The 22,108-nt window shown below is 43.4% G+C and carries 20 protein-coding genes; 8 read left to right on the top strand and 12 right to left on the bottom strand.

The window, feature by feature from the left end; translation table 11 throughout:
• Positions 1 to 2: 2 nt before the first annotated feature.
• On the bottom strand, positions 3 to 1,034 hold the full coding sequence (locus L1028_RS06000; protein ID WP_234532319.1) for a thiamine pyrophosphate-dependent dehydrogenase E1 component subunit alpha: 1,032 nt from the start codon (positions 1,032 to 1,034) through the stop codon (positions 3 to 5).
• Positions 1,035 to 1,164: 130 nt separating this feature from the next.
• Positions 1,165 to 2,586 (bottom strand): dihydrolipoyl dehydrogenase, encoded by a 1,422-nt coding sequence (gene lpdA, locus L1028_RS06005; RefSeq protein WP_234532320.1) that lies wholly within the window; start codon positions 2,584 to 2,586, stop codon positions 1,165 to 1,167.
• A gap of 167 nt (positions 2,587 to 2,753) precedes the next feature.
• On the opposite strand from lpdA, the gene L1028_RS06010 reads away from it, so the two are divergent.
• The gene (locus L1028_RS06010; RefSeq protein ID WP_234532321.1) at positions 2,754 to 3,059 is read left to right on the top strand and encodes a DUF2627 domain-containing protein; all 306 of its coding nucleotides are present in this window, start codon (positions 2,754 to 2,756) and stop codon (positions 3,057 to 3,059) included.
• 171 nt (positions 3,060 to 3,230) lie between these two features.
• Here L1028_RS06010 and L1028_RS06015 read toward each other — a convergent pair whose 3' ends face one another.
• The 3 genes from L1028_RS06015 to L1028_RS06025 are packed head-to-tail and all read right to left on the bottom strand — an operon-like array spanning position 3,231 to position 7,031.
• Positions 3,231 to 5,090 (bottom strand): ABC transporter ATP-binding protein, encoded by a 1,860-nt coding sequence (locus tag L1028_RS06015; RefSeq protein WP_234532322.1) that lies wholly within the window; start codon positions 5,088 to 5,090, stop codon positions 3,231 to 3,233.
• Positions 5,071 to 6,804, bottom strand: a complete 1,734-nt coding sequence (locus L1028_RS06020; RefSeq protein ID WP_234532323.1) for an ABC transporter ATP-binding protein — start codon at positions 6,802 to 6,804, stop codon at positions 5,071 to 5,073. Before L1028_RS06020 ends, L1028_RS06015 begins: the two co-directional genes overlap by 20 nt.
• Positions 6,805 to 6,821: 17 nt before the next feature.
• Positions 6,822 to 7,031: a hypothetical protein gene (locus tag L1028_RS06025; protein WP_234532325.1), complete on the bottom strand. Its 210-nt coding sequence runs from the start codon at positions 7,029 to 7,031 to the stop codon at positions 6,822 to 6,824.
• A gap of 158 nt (positions 7,032 to 7,189) precedes the next feature.
• Here L1028_RS06025 and L1028_RS06030 point away from each other — a divergent pair, with 158 nt between their 5' ends.
• Positions 7,190 to 7,759, top strand: a complete 570-nt coding sequence (locus L1028_RS06030) for a thymidine kinase (RefSeq protein ID WP_042129772.1) — start codon at positions 7,190 to 7,192, stop codon at positions 7,757 to 7,759.
• Positions 7,760 to 7,898: 139 nt separating this feature from the next.
• Here the strand turns inward: L1028_RS06030 and L1028_RS06035 are convergent, their stop codons facing one another.
• Positions 7,899 to 8,414, bottom strand: a complete 516-nt coding sequence (locus tag L1028_RS06035) for a DinB family protein (RefSeq protein WP_234532326.1) — start codon at positions 8,412 to 8,414, stop codon at positions 7,899 to 7,901.
• Between the two features lie 136 nt (positions 8,415 to 8,550).
• Between L1028_RS06035 and L1028_RS06040 the strand changes: the two genes are divergently transcribed.
• The 5 genes from L1028_RS06040 (at position 8,551) to sda (ending at position 10,585) form a co-directional block, all read left to right on the top strand.
• The gene (locus tag L1028_RS06040) at positions 8,551 to 9,216 is read left to right on the top strand and encodes a hypothetical protein (protein WP_234532327.1); all 666 of its coding nucleotides are present in this window, start codon (positions 8,551 to 8,553) and stop codon (positions 9,214 to 9,216) included.
• Positions 9,217 to 9,271: 55 nt separating this feature from the next.
• Entirely contained in the window at positions 9,272 to 9,724 is a 453-nt protein-coding gene (locus L1028_RS31630) for an accessory gene regulator B family protein (protein ID WP_423803024.1), read from the top strand.
• Positions 9,721 to 9,840: a cyclic lactone autoinducer peptide gene (locus L1028_RS06050; RefSeq protein WP_234532329.1), complete on the top strand. Its 120-nt coding sequence runs from the start codon at positions 9,721 to 9,723 to the stop codon at positions 9,838 to 9,840. Before L1028_RS31630 ends, L1028_RS06050 begins: the two co-directional genes overlap by 4 nt.
• 21 nt (positions 9,841 to 9,861) lie before the next feature.
• Positions 9,862 to 10,194: a LytTR family DNA-binding domain-containing protein gene (locus L1028_RS06055; protein WP_094873620.1), complete on the top strand. Its 333-nt coding sequence runs from the start codon at positions 9,862 to 9,864 to the stop codon at positions 10,192 to 10,194.
• 217 nt (positions 10,195 to 10,411) lie between these two features.
• Positions 10,412 to 10,585, top strand: coding sequence for a sporulation histidine kinase inhibitor Sda (sda, locus tag L1028_RS06060; RefSeq protein ID WP_081382883.1), 174 nt, complete (start codon positions 10,412 to 10,414; stop codon positions 10,583 to 10,585).
• A gap of 176 nt (positions 10,586 to 10,761) precedes the next feature.
• Here the strand turns inward: sda and L1028_RS06065 are convergent, their stop codons facing one another.
• The 4 genes from L1028_RS06065 to L1028_RS06080 form a co-directional block, all read right to left on the bottom strand.
• Positions 10,762 to 11,070 carry a hypothetical protein gene (locus tag L1028_RS06065; protein WP_042190413.1) on the bottom strand — a complete coding sequence of 103 codons (309 nt, stop codon included), beginning with the start codon at positions 11,068 to 11,070 and terminating at the stop codon, positions 10,762 to 10,764.
• A 119-nt stretch (positions 11,071 to 11,189) separates the two neighbouring features.
• Positions 11,190 to 11,849, bottom strand: a complete 660-nt coding sequence (locus L1028_RS06070; protein ID WP_042190416.1) for a helix-turn-helix domain-containing protein — start codon at positions 11,847 to 11,849, stop codon at positions 11,190 to 11,192.
• A gap of 404 nt (positions 11,850 to 12,253) precedes the next feature.
• Positions 12,254 to 18,727, bottom strand: a complete 6,474-nt coding sequence (locus L1028_RS06075; RefSeq protein WP_234532330.1) for a phosphodiester glycosidase family protein — start codon at positions 18,725 to 18,727, stop codon at positions 12,254 to 12,256.
• Positions 18,728 to 18,844: 117 nt separating this feature from the next.
• On the bottom strand, positions 18,845 to 19,756 hold the full coding sequence (locus L1028_RS06080; protein WP_234532331.1) for a LysR family transcriptional regulator: 912 nt from the start codon (positions 19,754 to 19,756) through the stop codon (positions 18,845 to 18,847).
• A 163-nt stretch (positions 19,757 to 19,919) separates the two neighbouring features.
• Here L1028_RS06080 and L1028_RS06085 point away from each other — a divergent pair, with 163 nt between their 5' ends.
• Complete coding sequence (locus tag L1028_RS06085) at positions 19,920 to 20,669, top strand: SDR family NAD(P)-dependent oxidoreductase (RefSeq protein ID WP_042190424.1); 750 nt, start codon at positions 19,920 to 19,922, stop codon at positions 20,667 to 20,669.
• Between the two features lie 59 nt (positions 20,670 to 20,728).
• On the opposite strand, the gene L1028_RS06090 is transcribed toward L1028_RS06085, so the two are convergent.
• Positions 20,729 to 21,019, bottom strand: a complete 291-nt coding sequence (locus tag L1028_RS06090) for a MazG nucleotide pyrophosphohydrolase domain-containing protein (protein ID WP_234532332.1) — start codon at positions 21,017 to 21,019, stop codon at positions 20,729 to 20,731.
• A gap of 331 nt (positions 21,020 to 21,350) precedes the next feature.
• Positions 21,351 to 21,839 carry a hypothetical protein gene (locus tag L1028_RS06095; protein WP_234532334.1) on the bottom strand — a complete coding sequence of 163 codons (489 nt, stop codon included), beginning with the start codon at positions 21,837 to 21,839 and terminating at the stop codon, positions 21,351 to 21,353.
• Positions 21,840 to 22,108: the final 269 nt, after the last annotated feature.

A 22,108-nucleotide genomic window follows, 5' to 3' on the forward strand; every position in this document is an offset into this window, starting at 1 on the left:
ATTTATGCTCCTCCTTTCAGGTCGGAATCACTGTAAACATGCAGCAGTGTATCTTCCGGTTTCGGGAACGGAGCGTTGTCAGCATATTCGATAGCTGCTTTAAGCTCAAGATTGCATTCAGCAATAAGATCCTGTTCTTGCTCGTCACTCCAAAGTCCCAGACCGATCAGGTAATTACGGAATCCTGCTACGCCGTCCTTCTTCCAATTCTCATCAACCTCTTCTTTGGTCCGATAAGCCAAATCATTATCCGATGTGGAGTGTGGAGATAAACGGTACATCATGGCTTCGATCAACGTAGGACCTTCACCCGCAAGTGCTCTTTCCCGAGCTTCCTTAACGACACGATATACTTCCAGTGGATCATTGCCGTCTACACGCACACCTGGAAACCCATAACCCAGAGCACGGTCGCTGACCATACCGCCAAGCTGTTTGTGAGCAGGAATAGAGATCGCGTACTGATTATTCTGACACATGATAATAACCGGTAGCTTATTCACTCCGGCAAAGTTACAAGCTTCATGAAAATCGCCTTGGTTGCTAGAGCCTTCCCCGAAGGTTACAAATGAGACGAATTTTTTCTTTTGCATTTTGGCTGCCAAAGCAAAACCAACCGCATGAGGGACCTGCGTGGTTACAGGACTTGAGCCTGTCACAATACGCAGACGCTTACTACCAAAGTGACCTGGCATTTGCCGCCCACCACTGTTTGGATCTTCTGCCTTTGCGAACACAGACAGCATCAATTCACGAGTAGTCATACCCACGGAGAGTACGAAAGCATAATCACGGTAATAAGGTAAAAAATAATCATTCTGCCGGTCCAGCGCAAATGCTGCTGCCACCTGACCCGCCTCCTGGCCAATGCCGGAGACATGAAAGTTAATCTTGCCAGCGCGCTGAAGCAGCAGACTGCGCTCGTCGTATTTACGTGCGAGCAGCATATATCTGTACATATCGATGACCTGGCCATCACTTAGTCCAAGCTGCTTATGTCTGTTAATCGTTTTTACAGTATCTTGGGATTCCATAAAGAGATACCTCCTTATTCATAAAGCCTGAGTCTTACAGGATTTAAGACCAATTGTATCCTGATCTTAAAACCTGGTACTAAGACTTGGCTTGAGTTTATTATAATCCCTTTTTACCCAAAAAGAAAAGCTAAATCCCGATAGCTCTTCCATCTACAGCTAACATTGCTTCTCCAATGATCTCCGAAAGTGTAGGGTGAGCATGAATAGCCTCGCCAACCTCCCAAGGTGTTGCATCCAGCAGTTGAGCCAATGCAGCTTCCCCGATTAGATCCGTAACATGCGGACCTATCATCTGCACACCGAGAATATCTCCGCTGCTACGGTCCGCCACAACTTTAACAAACCCGTCCTTCTGACCGTACACAATCGCCTTGCCAATGGCCGAGAAGGGGAATTTACCAGTTACTACATCATGTCCCAATGCTTTAGCTTCCTTCTCAGTGTGACCCACACTCGCAACTTCAGGACGTGTGTAGACACAACGCGGTACAAGATGTGTATGATAAGGGTGAAGTTTCTCACCAGCGAGATGGTTGACCGCCATAATGCCTTCATGGCTGGCTGCATGAGCTAGCTGTAGTCCACCGATACAGTCACCAATCGCATAAATATGTGGCTCAGCCGTCTGCATAGTAGCATTTACAGCGATAATCCCTTTATCAAAGCGAACATCTGTATTTTCCAGACCAATATTCTCTATATTCGCTACTCTCCCTACGGATACAAGTAACTTTTCTGCGGATAGACTTTGGGTTTGCTCTCCCTTACGGGCATCAATCGAAATTCCATCGTCCGTTACCTTGCAGGTTGCAGCATCCACTGTAGTTTCAGTCAGTATTTTAACACCACGTTTTTTCAATAAGCGTTGCAGTTCTTTAGCTACCTCTTCATCCTCTTGTGGCAGTAACTGGCCAGCAGCTTCAACTACCGTTACCTGCACTCCGAAATCAACCAGCATAGAGGCCCATTCCACCCCAATTACTCCGCCTCCAACAATAATGATGGAAGAGGGTAACTCGTCGAGGGTGAGCGCTTCGTCACTGCTAAGAATAACTTTCCCGTCTGGTTCCAGACCAGGTAATACACGCGGACGAGATCCTGTAGCAATAATAAGATGGCTAGAGACTACTGTTTCCATTTCACCATCTTCTAGTTCCACAGCAACAGCACCACTACGCGGGGAAAAAATAGAGGGACCCGTTACGCGCCCCTTGCCTTTAATAACTTGTATTTTATTTTTGCGCATCAAATATTGTACGCCCTGATGAAGTTGTTCAACTACAGCTTCCTTGCGCTTTTGTACTTTTGGGAATACAAGCTGTACACCGCTTGTCTCAATGCCATAGCTCTCGCTCTCATTGATTTCAGCATATACTTCTGCACTTCTGAGCAGCGATTTGCTAGGAATGCAGCCACGGTGCAGGCAGGTTCCTCCCAGTTTGTCCATTTCGATGACGACGACGGACTTTCCAAGCTGTGCAGCGCGAATGGCTGCCACATATCCCCCGGTTCCTCCGCCAAGTATGGCCACGTCACATGAAATTGTCATGATATGTATCCTCCAGTCATTACACGTAAGTTCATTTTACATTGTATATTGTACTCTCTTTTTAGCGTATTACAAAACTTATAAACGTCATATCCAAATGGACTTTTTCTTACTAAAGCGTTATCATATGGTTGAATCTAATGGGCTAAGAGGGGTAGGAGACACTTATGAAACTATTAATTTCACGCTTCATTGCCATCCTTATTCTAGTGTTTCCTGGTTTAATTGCAATGAAGGGCTTCTTAATGATGAAGGACGATATTTTTGATTATATCTCTATGCATGGCGATGACGCCGTTGTTCCAGATTTCGCCTGGCTGCATTTCGGCGGAGGGTTTCTGCTGTTTGCGGCAGGTATGACTTTCCTTGGCGGCTGGATTCTGGCAAGAGACCGCAAACGTAATTATGTTGGCCCTCGGTTCAAGGAGAAACAAAAAGCGAAACAAGCTGCAGCGCAAGATACGATCTCATAAGCAGCATAATCATCCCCTCATTGTACAATCGAAATCTATTGCACATTCTGCAATTAAACCATCGACAACTCACTTCAAATGTATAATGAATATCTACACATTACATAAAGGCGGGAGTTTCACGGACGCGACCTACGCTTCCTTGAAAACTCCCGCCTTTTTATGCATAGTTTAATGCCTAGCCTTATCAAGTACTTCTCTACGACCGCCTTGGACCAACTCGCTATACAAGCCACCTTGCTTCAACAACTCCTCATGGGAGCCCTGCTGCAGCAATCTTCCCCCTTGAAGAACAAGAATTCGATCAGCTGCGCGGATAGTGCCCAGTCTATGGGCAATAACGAAGCTGGTCCGACCCTTCATCAGCGCCTGAAGTCCTTCCTGAATCTTGATTTCGGTCACCGTATCGATACTGCTAGTGGCTTCATCAAGAACAAGCATCGAAGGATTGGCAAGAATGGCTCTTGCAATGGATAGCAATTGCTTCTGTCCTTGGCTTATGCCGCTACCATCTGCAGAGAGCATTCGATCATAACCTTCCGGCATCCGGATAATAAAAGAATGAGCGTTAGCCAGCTTGGCCGCTGCCTCGACCTCTTCATTGGAAGCATCCAGTCTACCGTAACGAATATTATCGCGGATGCTGCCCTTGAATAAAAAGGAATCCTGTAATACAAACGCCATATGGCTCCTCAGGCTTTCACGCCGAATCGAAGTGACATCTAAGCCATCCAGCGTAATCTTACCCTGATTAGGATCATAGAAACGAGATAACAGCCCGATAAGTGTTGTTTTGCCGGCACCGGTAGGTCCTACTAAGGCGATCATCTCGCCAGGCTTCGCTTCAAAGCTAATATCATGCAGCGTGTTAGAACTTCCGTCATATGAAAAAGATACATTTTCGAACTTCACTGCACCCTCAACTCTAACCAGCGAAATAGCTGCACCTTCATCTTTAGCTTCCGTCTCTTCGTCCAGCACTTCAAACACTCTTTCCGCTCCCGCAACCGCTGACAGTAGTGTATTCCACTGATTCGCTAAGTCATTAAGAGGGCGAGTAAATTGACGCGTATATTCTACAAAAACAATAATCACACCGACCGTAATCGCTCCGCGAATCGCTAACAAACCACCGACTCCGGCCACAATAGCGAAGCTCAAATTATTAAGTCCATTCATCAGCTTAGGAATGAAGCCAGAATTCGACTGTGCCCAGTATCCAGAGAGCATAATTCGCTTATTGCGTTCATGAAAACCAGCGATGACCCGTTCCTCTTGTGAAAAAGCCTTGATAATCCGTTGACCGGATAATGTCTCTTCTATATAACCGTTTAACTCACCCACATTGCGCTGACGTTCTTTAAAAAGCGGACCCGTACGCCGAGTAATCCAGCGCATGCCTAATAACATCAACGGCACAACCAGGAACGTGAGCAGCGTCAGTAGAGGACTGAGCCAGAGCATTACACCCACCGTTCCGAGCAATGTCAAAACACTGGAAAAGATCTGAATAGCTGAGCTATTCAGCGTAGAGCTGACGTTCTCAATATCGTTGGTGAGGCGACTCATAATTTCGCCCTGCTGTCTCCGATTAAAAAATGAGATTGGCAACCGATGAAGATGGGAAAATAACTCCGTTCGCATCCGAAATACAGTCTCCTGGGCAATTTCAATCATCCATATATTTTGCAGCCAAGAAGTTAATGAATAGAAGATATAAACACTAGCTAGACTGATCAGAAAAATCGTCCACGATCGTCCGCCTGTGCCTTCCAAATAATCATCCACGGTTTTACCAATCATATAAGGCCCGAGCAGTGCTAAAGCCGAGCTGAAGACAACCATTAAGAGAACGAGAAAAAGCTTAGCTTTACGCTCGGCTAGGTAGCTCCAAATCCGCATGAGCGTGCCGCCCCAATCCTTCGCCTTTGCTTTTGGCTTCCCTCCTGCAGCTGAACCAAGGCTTCTTCCTGCTCCAAGCTCAATGACGGGTTTTGGGTGACGAAAGGGTTCAAGAATTGCTTTGAACATGCTGCTTCGCCTCCTCTACCTGTGATTCATAAATCTTGCGGTACAGCGCAGAGCTTGTCATAAGCTCGTCATGTGTTCCCTTACCGATTAAGCGCCCTTCGTCCAACAGCAGAATCAAATCTGCAGATGCAGTAGAACTGATCTTTTGAGTAATCAGGAAGGTTGTACATGAAATCTCTTTTAGCGCCTCCAGCAAAAGTCCTTCTGTCACAGCATCCAGCGCACTCGTACTGTCATCGAGGATCAAAATAGCAGGTTTCCTCACAAGCGCCCGAGCAATGGTCAACCGTTGCTTTTGCCCACCAGACAGATTTACCCCTCGCTGACCCAGCATTGTGTCATAACCATTGGGCAGATCCATCACTGTTGCGTGAATTTGTGCGGCAGCCGCTGCGTGTTCGATTTGTTCCTGTGTGGCATGTTCATTGCCCCAAGCGATATTATCGCGAATCGATCCGCTGAAGAGCTGCAGTTCTTGAGGAACGTAACCGATCGATCGCCGCAATCTTGAAATATCGATATCGGCGCTCTTTTGCCCATCAATGCGAATGATACCGTCAGTCTCTTCATATAAACGTGGGATTAGACCGACAAGAGAAGACTTTCCTGATCCGGTGGCTCCCATAATCGCTACTCGCTCACCAGCAGCAACTTCAAAAGTAATATCCTCTAGCACCGAAATATCACTCTCAGGATACTTGAAGCTGATGCCTTCAAATTGGATATGACCCTGTATCGGTTCGCCCTTTGCGGCTCCGCCTTCCTTAACTCCAGCGCCTGCTGACATCACTTCTGTAATACGCTGTGAGGAGGCACGTGCTCGGGAAATTATAACGACTAACCCAGATATAGCTGACAACGCTCCAATGGTTCGTAAAGAGTAGTTAATAACTGCAACAGTTTCCCCTAAAGTAGCATCCCCATTTGCAATCTCAATCCGTCCAAACCATAAGATCGACATAATCGCTGCATTCACAATAAGCATAACAAATGGCATCGTTGTCTCCGTCAAGCGTAGCGCGGATACCGTGGATTTCATCAAGTTTCCGCTAAAGACCGTGAAACGTCCAATCTCATGCCCCATGCGCACAAACACACGGATTAAGCGAATTCCCGTTAAATTCTCCTGAATTACGCCATTCACACCGTCTAGCCGATTTTGTACGTTGCGAAATAACAAAGAAGCTTTTCTCATGATGAAGTAAAGGAAGAGAAGCAACAAAGGTAGAGCTATAGTGAGAAATAATCCCAGCTTCACATGAACAACCAATGCCATAATCACACTGCCCACCACCACCAGTGGCACCCGTGTCATAAAGCGGAGGCTCATAAATATAGTGTCCTGCAGTTGAGATACATCACCGGTGAGACGCGTGATCAGCGACGATGTAGCAAACCGATTGAATACTTCATATGTAAAGGATTGTATCTTTTCATATAACTTGTCCCTAAGATCAAACGCAAAGCTCTGACTCGCATGGGCAGCAAAAAAAGAACTTAATACCCCAGCTATAAAAGCGACTACCGCGCTGCCGATCAATACACCGCCCCATAGCCATACTACTGAGGAATTCTGTTCTTTAATGCCCTGGTCAATAATTTTGGAAATGAGTAAAGGCTGTGACAATTCCACCGCTAGTTCAATAAGCATCATCACTAGGGCAGCTATTGCAGCGACTTTATATTTTTTGAGAAAAGAGAAAATCAAACCCATTCGCATACCCTCTTTTTCTATTCGTACAGTGCATCCCTTAAACGAGTCGACATTGTGGAGGCCTGCCCAGTTTTCATTATTGCCCGCCGCAGCGCTTTATTGCTTCGATTCAATTCCACCAAATCTGCCATCATCTCTTCCAGCAAAGCCTCAGCCTCGATAGAAAGATTTCCATTCTGCTGAATCAGAGCTAACCGCTCCTTGTATCCGTCTATTTTTTCAGTCACACTTATTACTTCCTTTCCAATCACATAATTCCTTTTATCATACCACATTCAATTCTATCGTAATGTTTTCACTGGATACAGCTGACACGAATATGATACTCTAATAAGGTCGCATTTTTAAGATTAGATAATTGGCTTATACGAAAGGATAGATGGAAGTGGCACAATTGTTTTTCAAATACGGAGCAATGAACAGCGGTAAATCTATTGAGATACTCAAGGTTGCGCATAATTATGAAGAGCAAGGGAAATCGGTGCTCATTTTCACTCCATCCATAGACGATCGGGACGAAGTTGGTTTTATCTCCTCCCGTATTGGGCTGCGGAAACAGGCCATACCCGTCGACGAGAATACCGATATTTATAATATCGTCAGCAGTAACCAGCCTAAACCCCACTGTGTACTAATTGATGAATGTCAATTTCTAAGCAAGGACTGCATTCTTCAGCTAGTACGGATTGTGGATGAACTAGGCATTCCCGTTATGGCGTTTGGACTTAAAAATGATTTCCAGAACCAGCTATTTGAAGGCAGCAAATACATGCTGATTTACGCTGATAAAATCGAGGAAATGAAGACCATTTGCTGGTTCTGCGAGCGCAAAGCAACGATGGCTTTAAGAGTAGAAAATGGTAAGCCTGTATACAGCGGCAAGCAAATCCAAATTGGCGGCAATGAAGCCTACTATCCTGTGTGCCGTAAATGTCACAAGAATCCTCCACTATAAAACATCCCCACAAAGTGAGGCTTTGCTTTGATGCGTACTCAGGTACTTTGCGGGGGGCCCCCAAATATATACTTTAAGTTAAAAAAGCATTCCGAAGCCGCGATGGCCTCAGGAATGCTTTTTTTAAAATAAAACTCGATTAAACCAGATATCTTTCTTTAAGAATATTCAAATGATGATGATCATGCCCAATCATTACGCACGCCACTGCTCTCGCGGAGATGGTTCCATTGTTAACCGTTCCCTTACGAGTCCATGCCTCTTCTGGCAAAGTATCCAAAAGAGCTTCCGTCGACTCTCGGACAAGCTTGTAATGAGCCAGTAGTTTTTCTAGAGTGTATGCTTCAAAATTTGCGGTAGGGACATAGTCCTTTTCATCAAAGCCCGCCAGCGGAGTCGTATCTCCTCTTGCAATGCGCAACAAACGATAAGACATAATTCTTCCAGTATCCGCTAGATGGCCAACCATTTGCTTAATACTCCATTTATCAGGAGCGTAACGATGGTCTCCTTGTTCTTCCGTAAGGTTCGAAATAAAGCTGCAAATCTCATCCGTCTGCTCTCTAAAAATAGTACAAATGTCCCCTTGAGCTGGCACTAAATCGACATACTTTGATAGTTCACTCAAATACTCATTACTTTCCGGCCGACCCATGTCTAAAACCCTCTCTTTTTGAATTTTTTTGAATATTAGGAGAAAAATTGTGTTCTAGTTGTTGTATTTTAGTCCATTATATACGATACTTGCATTAATAGGGTTAGTTATACTTGAAGACATCGGGAGTGTCGGCATGATAGATTTTATTCTGTTTATAATATTTTCAGGACTAGAAACCTATGCCATTTTCTTTTTAGCTTTTAAAATTTTCAAAATAGACCTTTATCATAAAGAGATGGTGTTTGCAAGTTTTATAATGGGATTTTTTTCTTATTCACTTAGAACTAACTATGATTTATTTCAGTTAGATATTTTCTCACAATATGCGCTAATGTTTTGTTTTATGTGGCTATTGTTCCGGATTCACCCCTTCTACGCTTCCATATTAACCGGGATGGCCTATCAATCCTACTCGGTGATTCAAACCAGTCTTTATTATTTATTAAAATTTATTGCCAAGTTGCCTTTAACCTTAATGAACTATTTTTCAGCCAAAGTTTTTGTACTTCAACTTTTATCAGCTTTAACAGTAATTTGCATTGGTTTGTATGTGGGCCATAAACGTATTGGATTTGACTTTGTACCTGATAAACCCGATGTAAAAATTAAAACAACGACTAACGAAAAAATATTGTTCATTCTTAATCTTCCTGCATTAATTGTCATTACTTTTCTTTCCTATTTTGTTGAATCCTTTTTCTTTTTCTTGATTCCAATTTTCTATGGAATAATATTATGGGGATATCTTTATTTATCTTACAAAAAGGATAGAAATAACTATGAATCTTTTAGCGTTTAAAATTGTTGAAGCTATTAAGAAAAGTAACCCAGAGCAAACGCATTCCATTGAAATAATGCATTATGCTCTTAGCATTATTCTGAATACTCTATTAGTTATTATAACATCGTTATGCATTGGCGGGCTCACTGGGCAGCTAAAAGAAACATTCTTAGCCTTATTCAGCTTCATACTCCTAAGAGTGTCTTCTGGCGGTGTGCATTTAAAATCCGCAAGGTCCTGCAATATTGTATCTATATTTATATGTTCACTGATCCCTCATATAACTTATCTAATACATAACCATTTCATTTGGATTAATCTTTTTTCTTTGCTTGTAATGATCTTATTTGCTCCAAATCCTGATGCTAATGCGCAAGTTCCTAAAGAATGGTATCTGGGTTTAAAAATAATTTCCATAACTTTGGTGGCTTTAAATTTTTGGATCCATTCGCCTGTCATTGGATTGGCATTTTTATTTCAGTCCTTTACAGTAATAATCCCTTTACAAAGGAGGTCACTCAAATGAAGAAAACTCTGGCACGTTATGCCTCTAACACACTTGCTACTTCCGCTAATGTTTTTGCAACATTTTTAAAACCATTACTGCACAGCCCTGAGATTCCAAAAGAACTGCGCAAGTAATTAAACAAGGATGGGGAAAAGATGCGTGTCTTACAGAAAGACGGTTCCTCTAGCGATATTCTAGAGGAAGATATATTGTATTTCTCGAATTATAAGAATACAATATTCGTCCATACGAAAGAAGGCGAATTTATTCTCCCCACCACGCTTTCCGATCTTTCCGTAGCGTATGAGGGTAAGGGATTCGAACGCCTTGACCGCAGCAACGTCGTTAATATCAACAACATAGAAGGCTATGATCCCGGACGCAAGATTGTATGCTTTAATCAAGGTAAGCAGTTCACTACCGTTTCGGAATCCAATGAACCTCGCCTAAAGAAGTACTTATCTACTCATAAGAAAGACTCTGAGTAAAACAATCCCGACATGTATAGTACATGTCGGGATTGTTTTTATTTATTAAAATTCAAAGTAAATCAATCTATTATCACACAAAAATAGTCATTATGCCATAATTCCCCTAAGATGTAAAGACAAATTCGTAGGATGAATGACAGGAGACGGATTGTATTCCAAATGATACCATATACATATATGTGTAATAAAAACAAATATATGATGGAGGAACCAAATGAATTACTATTTTCATCCCTCACCACGCCCCTCATCTCTTGAATCGATATCTGATGAAGAATTACTTAACATCTATAAATTAGCGCTTGAGGCACAAGCTTTACCAGATTTCATAGAGATTGTTAGAGAGATTTTAGACAGTAGAGATCTCATACAAACTGAAAAATCATAACATCCCCGTACACAAATTAATTCGCTAATTATGACATAATTATATAACTTCCTATGGCTTCACTGCGAGTATTCTCTGGATTGTCTTCATGTTAACATCATCAACATAAAGAAGGTAGAGCCTCCTGACGGCCCTACCTTCTTTATGTGCAGCAAGGACTGAAATAGAGGGATTTTCTACTCCGTAATTTCCGTTTTAAATACATTTTCCAATTTTCCGCCAAGTCTTTTCTTCAAAGGAACTTTAATATCTCTACCCAGCTCTTTGAAAAATGTTTCTACATCGCATTTCACATTTTGTGCAGTCGCAATTACAGCACCATCACCAACAATATTTTGATTCTCTTCAAGAGGAACATCAACTTCGATATCATATTTTTTGGATAATGTCTTGATGTATCGTGCGAAGATCTCCAGCAATTCCTCGTTATTAAAATTCTCTATAGCGACTTTTCCCTTGCTGGTAAACTTCATGTTAATTTTCATTATTAATATCCCCTTTTCTGTCAAACCATTTTTAGTTGTTAGTTTATGGATCAAGATGAATAGATGGCTGCAAGAAAGGGCAACATTATTCATTTTTGAGATCATTTATGAAACACACATTATTTATAAGCACCCTTTATCTGTTGTACTTTAAACTGCGTAAATTCTTTGAGCGCTTGTATGACCTGATCCTGTTCTTCTTCCTTCAGCTCATAAACGCACTCCCGTAACCACTCGCCAAATAGAAAGGCTTGACGCCCTTTCCGAGGGCTCTTTCTTAAGGAGTCGAGGCAACCCTCAAACTTATCGTTCAGGACGTCGGTAAGATTGTATTTCTCAATCTTCTCTATTACCATTCCTGCCCCATATTCCGTTTCATAAACTATGACTTCATTAGAATCAAAGGAAACGTAAGATGTTTCTTTACCTTCCTTTGCCCTGAATTCCTTAAGCTTGTTAAAGGCCGTCTCATAAATGTAATCCTGAGACTGTTTAAGCTGTGGCAGCTCATAACCATGCTTTAAGGTCTTGATATATTCAATATCCGGCATATAGTCTGCCAAATGATACATCCGATTCTTCAGATCTGTTCCAAGTGCTTCGATGATCTTGTCCAGATTGTCTTTTAGCGGAATGCTCTCTCCACGTTCGATCTTGCTAAGCTGTGAGTAACTTATGCCGCTCTTTTCTTCAAGTCCTCTTAAGGTTAACCCTCTCGTCTTTCTGATGTGCCGAATGAAATTACCCAGCTCATCGGGATAGTTCTCAAAATCATTCATGGGAGTCACCTCCCTACTATCATAACACAACATAACAATTTGTGTTGGCTTATAACAATTAATACTAGTAATTACTTGCCTCTGGAGGCTAATTCTCAGCACAATAGACCCAATATAATACTATATTTCCAGAAGATCGGAAAATACTTGATGCCTATCTGCCATGCTCTGTTTCGCTCGCCTATCGGACTCAGATACAGCTATTCATTAAAATATATTACGATTCCCAGCAAAAGTATGACAATAAAAGCTATGGAGTCCAAAAACTTGGAAAAATGGACCGATAAAATGAAAGAGCTGTAAAACAGTCCGTAACGATCCCTAACCATCAATTGTGGCCAATTACAACAGCCCTTTATTGATAAAAACAGCCAGTCCCAACAACCTGGAACTGGCCATAATCGTTACTCCATAACACTCATCAGGTTGAGGATCATCTGTGCACTTTCGGCACGTGTGCCGTTTTGCTTCGGAGCAAATTGTTCTACAGCACGTCCCTGCATCAATCCAAGTCTGTACACCTCGCTGATAGCCTCTTGAGCCCATTGTGGTGCAGCGCCAATATCATTAAATGCTGAAACGTTAAGACTAGCTACAGATACGCTGTTCTTGGCGTATGCATATGCACGAGCCAGCATCACTGCCATCTCTTGGCGGGAGATCTTGGCATCCGGCTCAAACAGTAAAGCGGTCTGACCGTTAACAATTCCAGCTTGTTTTGCTAACCCTACTGCTTCTGCATACCATTTATCAGCAGGTACATCAGCGAAACCAGCTTCTGCTTGACCTTTTAAGCCAAGCGCACGGACTAACATCGCTGTAAACTCCGCACGTGTAACCGCACGGTTTGGAACAAAACGATCCATAGCTACACCCTGTACAAGCTGTTTTGCCGCAAGCTGCTTTACAGCAAGGTACGCCCAGTGATCGGACTTCAGGTCATTGAATGTTTTATCAACTTCTAATACAACGTATTTACTAAAATGACTGACGGCAGCAGATAGATAACCATTCATCCAAGTATTGCTCATATACTCCAACTTGCCAGCATCATCCAAAAAATAAATACCAAGCAAGCTTCGCTCTACAGTCGCACCGACCTTATATGAGATCGTGATCGGCACTGCAAACTGTCTTAATGAGAAGGACTGGCCGTTTTCTGTAATAATGCTGAGCGACCATTCTCGCAGCTCACTTTTCACCCGTAATTGTGCACCAGCTAGTGTACCTGCACGCTCCAACAGATCCACTGCTGTATTATTAGCTATAGTGTTCAACCGTAGCGAAATCGTACTCTTTGCAATGGCTTCAGTTGAGACTAACTTGCTTAATTCAGCCAGCACTTCCGCAGGAATTGTAACTGTTAAATCCTCCATGACTACTCTGAGTGGTGCATGTCCAAGCAGTTCAACCACATTGCCTGGCAAAAGCACTTCCGTAACCGATCCGTCAACAGAGATCACAACTTCACCTTGAGGATTCTTGTTCTCTGACAGTTGAGAGACTGTTATGGTGACTAAGCCCGCTTGTGCTGATGCCGACGGAGTTGGTGTTGGTGTAGCGGTTGGTGTTGGTGTAGCGGTTGGTGTTGGTGTCACCGCAGGTCCCGGCACCCAAGCACCCGGCGTTGATGTTGGCTCCGGACTTGGTGTTGGTTCTGGTGTCGGTGTTGGCTCTGGGCTTGGTGTCGGAGTCGTACCTGGCGTGCTCTCCCTCACTGTCAAAATATATTCAGTGCTGAACCCGTCATAAACAGCGCTGACTTTTGTTGTACCAGCACTCAATGCATGAAGCTCCCCATTCTCACTAATCATTGCAATGGAATGATCAGCTGTATCGTACCTTACGCCCTCGGCCAATTCTTGCTTGCTTCCGTCGCTATATACCGCCTGAACAACAACGGAGCCTTTACTTCCATGTTCCAGCGAGTCCGGTCCATCTATAGTTATTTCTGTAAGAATAGGAGCCTTATTATTTGTTACGACGAGACTATACTCCGAGGCGAACTCCCTGTAGGTTACTGAGATCACAGTAGAGCCTTCCTGATGAGCCTGGACCAAGCCCTGTTCATTGATTGTAGCAATATGCTCATTCGAGCTGGAATAATGAAGTCCATCCAATATTGGGATACGTTTACCGGATGCATAGACAGCTTCGGTGACTGTCTGGTTGACCTCTGCTGGTTTAAGTTGTCCTTTCCCCTGAAGCTTAATCGCTTGCAGTGCGTCTACAGTTATCGTGCTTTCCGCAAAAATATTCGGGTAACCTGCCACTGTGACTCTTACCTTAGCTGTCCCTGGTTTTAGCGCTGTAACCAAGCCATTTTCATCTACGGTAACTACTGATTCTGCTCTATCAGAAACGATGGACCAAAGTTTTGTCAGATGATTAGCCTCATCCGGCATTACCTTAGCTTGCAATTGCAGGCTAGCCCTAGGCTCAAGTTCAATAGCAGTTTGATCCAGCGTAATGGATTTCGGAACTAAATTTCCGATCACTAACCGGTCAATTTCAACACCATCTACCGTTCTTGCCGTAACCGTAATCTCGTTCTTCCCAATCTCAACTGCCGTATAGATTTGCTCATCTTCGTCATATATTTTTTCCTGCCAAAAACGTGGCGTCAGCGCATAGAACTTAGGACCCGAAGAACCGCCGATAACATATCTAGTGCCTTCGCCTTCTGCTACCTGCTTACCATCCTTCATAGGAAAAGTTCGCAAGTAAATATGATCATGACCGTTCATCACAAGATCCACATTATGCTTATCGAACACCGGCACCCACTTTGCTTGCACCTGCTCATTCGAATAGATGCTGCCGTAGGGTCCTTGATGGAAGAAAATCACCTTCCACTTTTTATCTGTAGCGGATAGATCCTGATCCAGCCACTCTGCCTGTTCAGTGAACGGAGCACCTGAATGCTCTGTATTCATAACCACAAAATGTGTATCCTGAATGTCAAAAGAATAATTCGTACCTTTTACGCTCGCCGCACCGTTTTGCGGGTTATTGAATTGCGCCAGGTAATCCCCATCGCCATTGGTTCCCATCACTTCATGGTTCCCAATAATCGGAACAAGCGTGGTATTCATCAGCTGCTTTTGGGCTGCATCGAACCACCAGTTCCACTGCTCTTGTTCAAAGCCTTTATCCACCATATCTCCAGCGTGGACCAGCATTTCAGCATCCGGCATATAGGCAAAAGCAGCCTCAATCGTATTGCCCCAAAGACCAAATCCCACTTTAGAATCTGCTTGAGAATCTCCGATAAACAGGAATTTTGTAGAAGTGCTTTCCCCCCCGCTTGTAACGAAGGTTCCTTGCTCACTTACATTTAACTCGCCATCCCCCACACGATATACATATTCGATTCCAGGGATAAGCCCTATTGCCTCCGCTTTATGAACTCGCATCGTTCCATCATTATTGGTGTTGTAGATTGAACTTCTGCCAGTAATTTTTGTTACATTCGCGGCTTGAAAGCTTGTGAACTCTGCTTTTTTCACAAGTTCTACTACAGTATTCACGGTTATCGGTTCTGTCTGCCAAGTGAATTGGCGAGAAGTCGCTGCATCTTGGCTCATCGTAACATTAACATTACGCGGGGCAGCAGTACCGTCATATGGAGCAACCTTGAACGTCATTACAGGACTATAAGTATTTCCTTTTACCGCCTGTAATTTAAAAGTCCCTTCTGCTGAAGTAACGAAATCAGTAGTAAGTGTTCCATTTGCCCCTGTAGCAGCACCGTGTACCTCCACTCCATTGAACAGCAGCTTCGCTCCTTCAACGACACTTCCATTCAGATCTTTTACCGCAAAAGACGAATCAAAGCCCTTCGCAATATCATAATGGTTCCAAGTGAGCACCAACTGTGTCTTCACAACAGATTCAACAGCCGCTCCAATAAAAGAAATAGGAACCCCGGCACCTTCAGTAGAGGTTACAGATCCGGAAGTATTTTCAATTACAAATGGTTTGCTTATATCCCCAGCCAACTGCTCCTGAGTGTAGGGACCCACAAAATCATTTCGAACCGTATATTGAATTTGCCCGATGAGATCCGTATCTCCCAGATTGGAGGAATTAATATTCGTTAGGTTAAGACGCACAGTCCCTAAAGCCGGATCAATGATCGACTCCATTTGCGTATCTAATACCTTATTCCCCCGAATTACCTGCAGATCTTTAACTGCAGCCGGATTAAAAGCAAACGTAAGATTTCCTTCCTTCAGCTTGCACGCTTTCTCTGCCGTTAGATCCAAAGTGTAAGTGTTCCCGGCATAAACGACTTCTGGCGTCTTGTACACATAGAATGGAGAGCCCAAATTCACTGTGAAATACCATTCTTTTATCGTCTGGTTACCGCTCAAATCGCGAATGGCAACTTTTACTTTATGACGGCCTTCTGTAAGCGGAACCTTTGGTTTATAGGTGATTTGACCTTTTGGAGGATAAAAGCCATGCTCCACTAATTGATCATCCACATACACTCGTGTTTTGTCCGGATCGATTAAGGTCGTTCCCGGATGCACCACAGGATCATAACCATCATCCTCACCATTGACGGAAAGGGTCGGCGTAGCTGTTTTGACAATTTCGTTCACGCCAGGATAGGCATCTTTAAGCACAGGAGGTGTTCTATCCTCCTCTATCGGACCATAAATGGCTCGAATATTATCAACGTAAATTGCACCTGCGCTCTTGTTCAGATTGCTTGTCTCCATATAGCGGACAGGCATATCCATCGTTAACGGGGTGGCTTTCCCCTTAGGCACGGATACTTCGACGTATTTCCAACCCGTCCAGTTCACACCATTTACCTGATCGGTAAAATCCACGGGCACTGCCGCATTATTGCCATCACGAATTTGTCCCCGCAGCCAGTGCTTTTTGCCATCTCCGTAGATCCACATACTGATCTTCTCAGGATACCCCGGAATCTGAATCCGATTGGCAGTTGAACTTGCTGCTAAATAAGCACCCGATGTGCCTGTTTTATTGACAAAATCATATTCCAGCTTTAAGGCTTTATCCCCACCCCGGACAAAATCCTGATCCGTCACTTCCTGAATCGCCACACTGTTAGCTGCTGCACTGGAGGCAATATATTTATCAATGCCATTCTCAAAATCCTCCAGCATTACAGGCGGCAACCCCACATTTACTTCGAAAGAAGTCTGGGCGTCCCCGTACTTAGCATAAATCTTCCCGTTCTTCCCGTTTTCACTCGTCGCTTGAAACAAACCCTTCTCGTCCACACTTCCGATCTCGCCCTCAACACGCCATTCAAAACTATGGTTGTCAGCTTGAATTACCTGTCCATTACGCAGCGCCTTCACAGTTAATTGCGCAGCAGCACCTGAAGAATAAGTTTTGATCTCATCAGGAAACCTAAGGTCTGTGAGCTTATCCACGACTTCGATTTCCCCACTGCCTTTGTCTGCCCCAGCCTCTACATTTACCGTTCCTGTGCCGGCAGTGGTTCCTGCGGTGAAGACTCCGTTCGCATCGACAGTACCAAGGTCAGCGTCCACCTGCCAATTCAGCGTACCCGAATAAGGTGCCGGATGGCCGTTCTCGTCCACTCCTGCTGCTTTGAACATAAAGCTGGAGCCCTGCAAAATACGTTCCGCATTCGGCTGCACAACCAGCTTAGAAGCTGTAGATTGCTCTGGGGCTGTGTTGACGACCAGCAAACCGTTGCCGGTTTTACGTTCATAGCCATCAGAGCCCTGATTCATCATTTTGACACCAGATGCACCCGGCATTCTGGCCACAAAAGTAGAAGAGCCGCCACCATCCAGATTCATGGCGTTCACTACGCCCATATCCTTCAGAATGTAGCCAAGCTCATCGGTATCTACACCTTCGCTAAAACCTGGCGATCTTCCATCCACTTCGAATAGAACGAGACTTCCGTCCGCTTTTGTCCCAATGGCTGTACGTGGATGAATTCCTAAAGGCCCTACACCTTGTTGAACTACTCCGTCTTTTACCAGCGGCCCCTCGCCGCCAATCGCTACCTTCACATCATTCCATTCTCCGCTAAGCGCAAAGCTCGCAGTAACGTTATCGCCAACCGATAACCCCTGCAGAACAGCACGAGACGTTCCGTTAGCTGACAAAACTACTTTTCCTTGGGTAAGCGGCGTATTACCTTGATTGTTGCGAATCTCAGATACCTTCAGCTTCAAGGTCTGACCGCTCTTCACTTCTCCCTCGACAATATCTAGAACAACCTCGTCACCCTCATTGGTCGACTTTGTAGTTGTATTATAATCTTCCGTATAAAGAACCAGCTCATTCGTATTCCGATAACGGTTGATGCTGGTTAAATTAGTTGTTTTTCCATTAATCGTTACGTTCTTGGACAGCTTCGGCACCCCATAAATCGAGCTGCCATCTTCTTTTAAACCGAAAGTAAAAGCTGAAATCGAACTATTCAGGATTACACCATCATCCATAAATAATCCATTCGGAACACCCGTAGCAAAACCGGAGATTTCATAAAAATCACCGTTAATCCCTGCGATCACCCGGTTTCCAGGCGAATCCGCATAAGCGGCCATTTCAGTAACACCCTTCATACCGTATACCTTTCCATCCTTCGTACCTGCCCGCAGTTCTAAATGGCCTTGCCCTGGGTTGAACTCCACTGCATGTATCTTTTGTAAACCACGTTCATTCTGAAGATCCATCCAGGTGTACATCGCCCCAGGTGCAAGCTCTGTTTGCCGTACATCAATAACGGTTCCGTAGTTTGTTGCTGGTAAATCAGAAATGGAAGCGTGAACAAATACTCCCGGCTGCAACAACGAAATCAACAAAACAAAAATAACTGCCACATTAATTTGCCTTAGATACCTTCTCACTGTGTTGACATCCTCCCCACTTGGCTGTCCTAATAACGATCTGAGCTTGGACAACATCATAGGGTTTATATTAACTAGGAAGCGTAAAGGTTAGATAAAATATACCAAGGCAAACTGTTAACTTCTTCTAATCCCCTCCTCAAATTCATGTTTCAGCCTGTTGATGAATCTTCTGACTGTTTTCGATCCTTGTTTAGAAGCTGAAACAATGGACCCCGGAGTATTATGATCTGGTGATCGTAGCTCGATCGTCTTCATGATCTTCTGAGAACCCTCAAATGTTTTTAGAAAAGAATAATCCATCCCAATCGTGATCGCGAGTCCTGACGCAACTGCATTATCAATGGCACGGGTGTTATTGCTTGTAAAAAGAATATTCATCGGCCCAACTTTCAGTAAATAACGCTCCACAAAGTCCTGTATGTAATGATCATCGTATAAAACCAACGTCTGGCCTACTAACTGTTCGGGCGTAATTATTGTATTTAAAGCTAGTGGTGATTGAGGATGTAAGCCTACAACAATCTTACCTTCCATTAATTCCTCGAATACGACCCCTTTATGTTTCTCTGATAAGCCCTCTGGTGAGACCATCAGTCCGATATCCATTTCATCCTGAAGCACATTATCCAGAATTTCTTTAGGTCCCTTTTCAAAAATCTCTATTTTCACATTTGGAAAATCCGCCTTAAAACCGGATATGACCTTCACGATTAGATGCATGGGTCCCGGAATCGTAGCAATCTTCAAATGACCACTAAGCGCATCGCTGTAGATCTGTGCTTCAGCTTTTAATTCATTTACTTTCATCAAGACTTCATTTGCTTTGCTGATAATAGCTTGTCCCTCTGCTGTGGGAACTGCTCGTTGGCCTCGCGAACGAATGAACAAAGTAACTCCAAGCTCCGCTTCCAGCAGTGTTATGGACTGGCTTATGGCAGACAGGGTGATATGACGATTCTGAGCAGCTTTGGTTAGTGAACCAATCTTTGCGACTTCTACGATATTCTCGCATTGCTCTAAATTCATTTGAATCACTCCCTAAGTTAATATTTACTTAACACCTATTAAATTTACTTAAATTTTAATTAATTTAGACAAGTGCTAGAATGTAAATAAGTTAGTAAATAACCTTTTCACCTTATGAACCTATATTTCTAGTATAACTATATTTCTCGAGGAGGAGTCCCAAATGACAGACAAAAGAGTAGCCGTAATTACAGGTGGAGCCAGTGGAATCGGGAAACAAACCGCAATTAAATTTGCAAGTAAAGGCGATCAAGTGGTCGTTGCCGATTTCAATCAACAATTAGGTGAAGAAACGGTCGCACAGATTATCAAGGATGGTGGCGAAGCTATTTTCGTCAAAACGGATGTTTCAAAATACGAAGAGGTAGAAGCACTGGTTGAGAAAACCGTTGCCACATATGGAAGAATTGACGTTATGTTCAACAATGCCGGGATCGGCCGCGTCACTCCTGTACTAGACCAAGACCTTAAGGATTATCATAGTGTTATTAATGTCAATCAGCATGGTGTTGCCCACGGTATTATCGCAGCAGGTAAAAAAATGCGTGAGCTCGGCATCAAAGGGGTCATCATCAATACAGCTTCTGTATTTGGATTCCTAGCTTCCCCAGGTACATTCGCATATCACGCTTCCAAAGGTGCGGTCATTATGATGACTAAATCTGCAGCACTTGAAATGTCCGTTCATGGCATCCGCGTGCTTGCCGTTGCTCCAGGCGCTGTAGATACGCCAATTATCCAAGGATATAAAGATCAAGGAATGGTCGACCAGATGAAGAGCAAAGTAATGGGTAACAAATTAACATTGCCTGAACAAGTTGCAGACACTGTATACTTGCTCTCCTTACCAGAAGCTAGTGCAATTAACGGTAGTGTTGTAATGGCTGATGAAGGTTATGCTTCATTTAAATAAAAAATTTAGATCAAAAAATCCAAGGCTTCCCGAGCGGGATGTCCTTGGATTTTTTTGTGTTACTCCCATGATCTCTGTTCATTGATTTCCAGCTTACGTTTAAATGCCTGCTCTAGATCAATATCCAGCTTATTGGCCAGATCAAAAATATTCCACACCACGTCGTACATCTCAAATCCCAAGTTCTCTTTCTTCTCTGAACCGGGGTCGAAGGATACGGATAGCACCTCTTTGGACAATTCCCCTACTTCAGTCATTAAGTACAGCATTCTCTGCTCAATGGAGCTCGTGTCAAAACCTTTGGTTTCACTGAACTTCTTCACATACTGTTGAAACTCAGATGTATTCATTTCGTTACGCCTCGCTTTTAGGGTATAAAGTTATGTAATTTATAGAAACGATGTCATGCGATTTGCCCGGATCATTCCTTCATTATCATCCATTTGTTCGAAGAAAACAAACTCTCTCGTCATTACAAAAAAAAAAACGATTCTTCAAATCATTAAAGAATCGCTAAGAAAATTTATTTATTTGTTACTGTTTCAGCCACTCTACGATTCTGGAAATGACGGACATCCGGACGTTCCAGTCATTAACTTCTACGTTTGCATATAATCATAGCGTTGACTTTCTGTTAAATCGGAACAACAAACTTCAATATTGCGACTATCTATTCATTTATTATTCGCCGAGCTGCTCCTTGAGCTGCGCAATTTCTGTTTCCATGAACTCAACACGTTTATTCAACTCCGCGATATAGTTTCTTCGAGCCTCTTGGTCTGCTGCGCTTGTTAGGTCGGCCGCAGTAGTTTCCACCAGTTGGATGGCTTCCTTGAGAACTTGAACGCTTGATTCTGCCCCTGCTAATCTTTCCCGGAGTTTAGCCGCTGCAATACTTGCCTTTAGCGCTGCCTTCTCAGTCTCCTTACTCTCCAATATTATCGTCTTCCCTTCTACCGTCAAACCTGCTCCGGTCGCTTCAGACATCGTGCGCACAGGTACGTAAGCCGAGTTATTTACTACGATCGCATCTGCAATCTTCTTTCCGTCTTGTTTTATCGTATAAATTCCGGAAACTTTAGCGCCAATTAAAGACGAGCTTGCTGCGAATCCTATTGAACTACCAAGTAACAACGCCGATGCTACAATCCCTACTATTTTCTTCTTCATGTCTACGAACCTCCTGAATTTATTATTCTTCCAATTATACCCAATAAATTCGTAACATGAAAGATATATTAAGAGACTCTGCCACAGCCAACTCAACTACTGGCCATATGTAATCTAGCTATAAGAAGCCATCTGAGTAAGCTTGATCCTATTGTTCTAAGTTGGATTTTTCGATTTCACGAACAACTTTAATTCGAAACGATTGATGTTAGCTGTAAACAGTGTTACTCTATCAACGGTAAACTCAAAATTTATGATCTTCAATCCTT

It is taken from the genome of Paenibacillus pseudetheri (genome assembly GCF_924513355.1).
GTDB classification, from domain to species: Bacteria; Bacillota; Bacilli; order Paenibacillales; family Paenibacillaceae; genus Paenibacillus_AQ; species Paenibacillus_AQ pseudetheri.

Coding starts and splice junctions, on each gene's coding strand:
- L1028_RS06000 (WP_234532319.1), bottom strand. CDS start 1,034: ATGGAATCCCAAGATACTGTAAAAACGATTAACAGACATAAGCAGCTT.
- lpdA (WP_234532320.1), bottom strand. CDS start 2,586: ATGACAATTTCATGTGACGTGGCCATACTTGGCGGAGGAACCGGGGGA.
- L1028_RS06010 (WP_234532321.1), top strand. CDS start 2,754: ATGAAACTATTAATTTCACGCTTCATTGCCATCCTTATTCTAGTGTTT.
- L1028_RS06015 (WP_234532322.1), bottom strand. CDS start 5,090: ATGTTCAAAGCAATTCTTGAACCCTTTCGTCACCCAAAACCCGTCATT.
- L1028_RS06020 (WP_234532323.1), bottom strand. CDS start 6,804: ATGGGTTTGATTTTCTCTTTTCTCAAAAAATATAAAGTCGCTGCAATA.
- L1028_RS06035 (WP_234532326.1), bottom strand. CDS start 8,414: ATGGGTCGGCCGGAAAGTAATGAGTATTTGAGTGAACTATCAAAGTAT.
- L1028_RS06040 (WP_234532327.1), top strand. CDS start 8,551: ATGATAGATTTTATTCTGTTTATAATATTTTCAGGACTAGAAACCTAT.
- L1028_RS31630 (WP_423803024.1), top strand. CDS start 9,272: ATGCATTATGCTCTTAGCATTATTCTGAATACTCTATTAGTTATTATA.
- L1028_RS06050 (WP_234532329.1), top strand. CDS start 9,721: ATGAAGAAAACTCTGGCACGTTATGCCTCTAACACACTTGCTACTTCC.
- L1028_RS06055 (WP_094873620.1), top strand. CDS start 9,862: ATGCGTGTCTTACAGAAAGACGGTTCCTCTAGCGATATTCTAGAGGAA.
- sda (WP_081382883.1), top strand. CDS start 10,412: ATGAATTACTATTTTCATCCCTCACCACGCCCCTCATCTCTTGAATCG.
- L1028_RS06065 (WP_042190413.1), bottom strand. CDS start 11,070: ATGAAAATTAACATGAAGTTTACCAGCAAGGGAAAAGTCGCTATAGAG.
- L1028_RS06070 (WP_042190416.1), bottom strand. CDS start 11,849: ATGAATGATTTTGAGAACTATCCCGATGAGCTGGGTAATTTCATTCGG.
- L1028_RS06080 (WP_234532331.1), bottom strand. CDS start 19,756: ATGAATTTAGAGCAATGCGAGAATATCGTAGAAGTCGCAAAGATTGGT.
- L1028_RS06085 (WP_042190424.1), top strand. CDS start 19,920: ATGACAGACAAAAGAGTAGCCGTAATTACAGGTGGAGCCAGTGGAATC.
- L1028_RS06090 (WP_234532332.1), bottom strand. CDS start 21,019: ATGAATACATCTGAGTTTCAACAGTATGTGAAGAAGTTCAGTGAAACC.
- L1028_RS06095 (WP_234532334.1), bottom strand. CDS start 21,839: ATGAAGAAGAAAATAGTAGGGATTGTAGCATCGGCGTTGTTACTTGGT.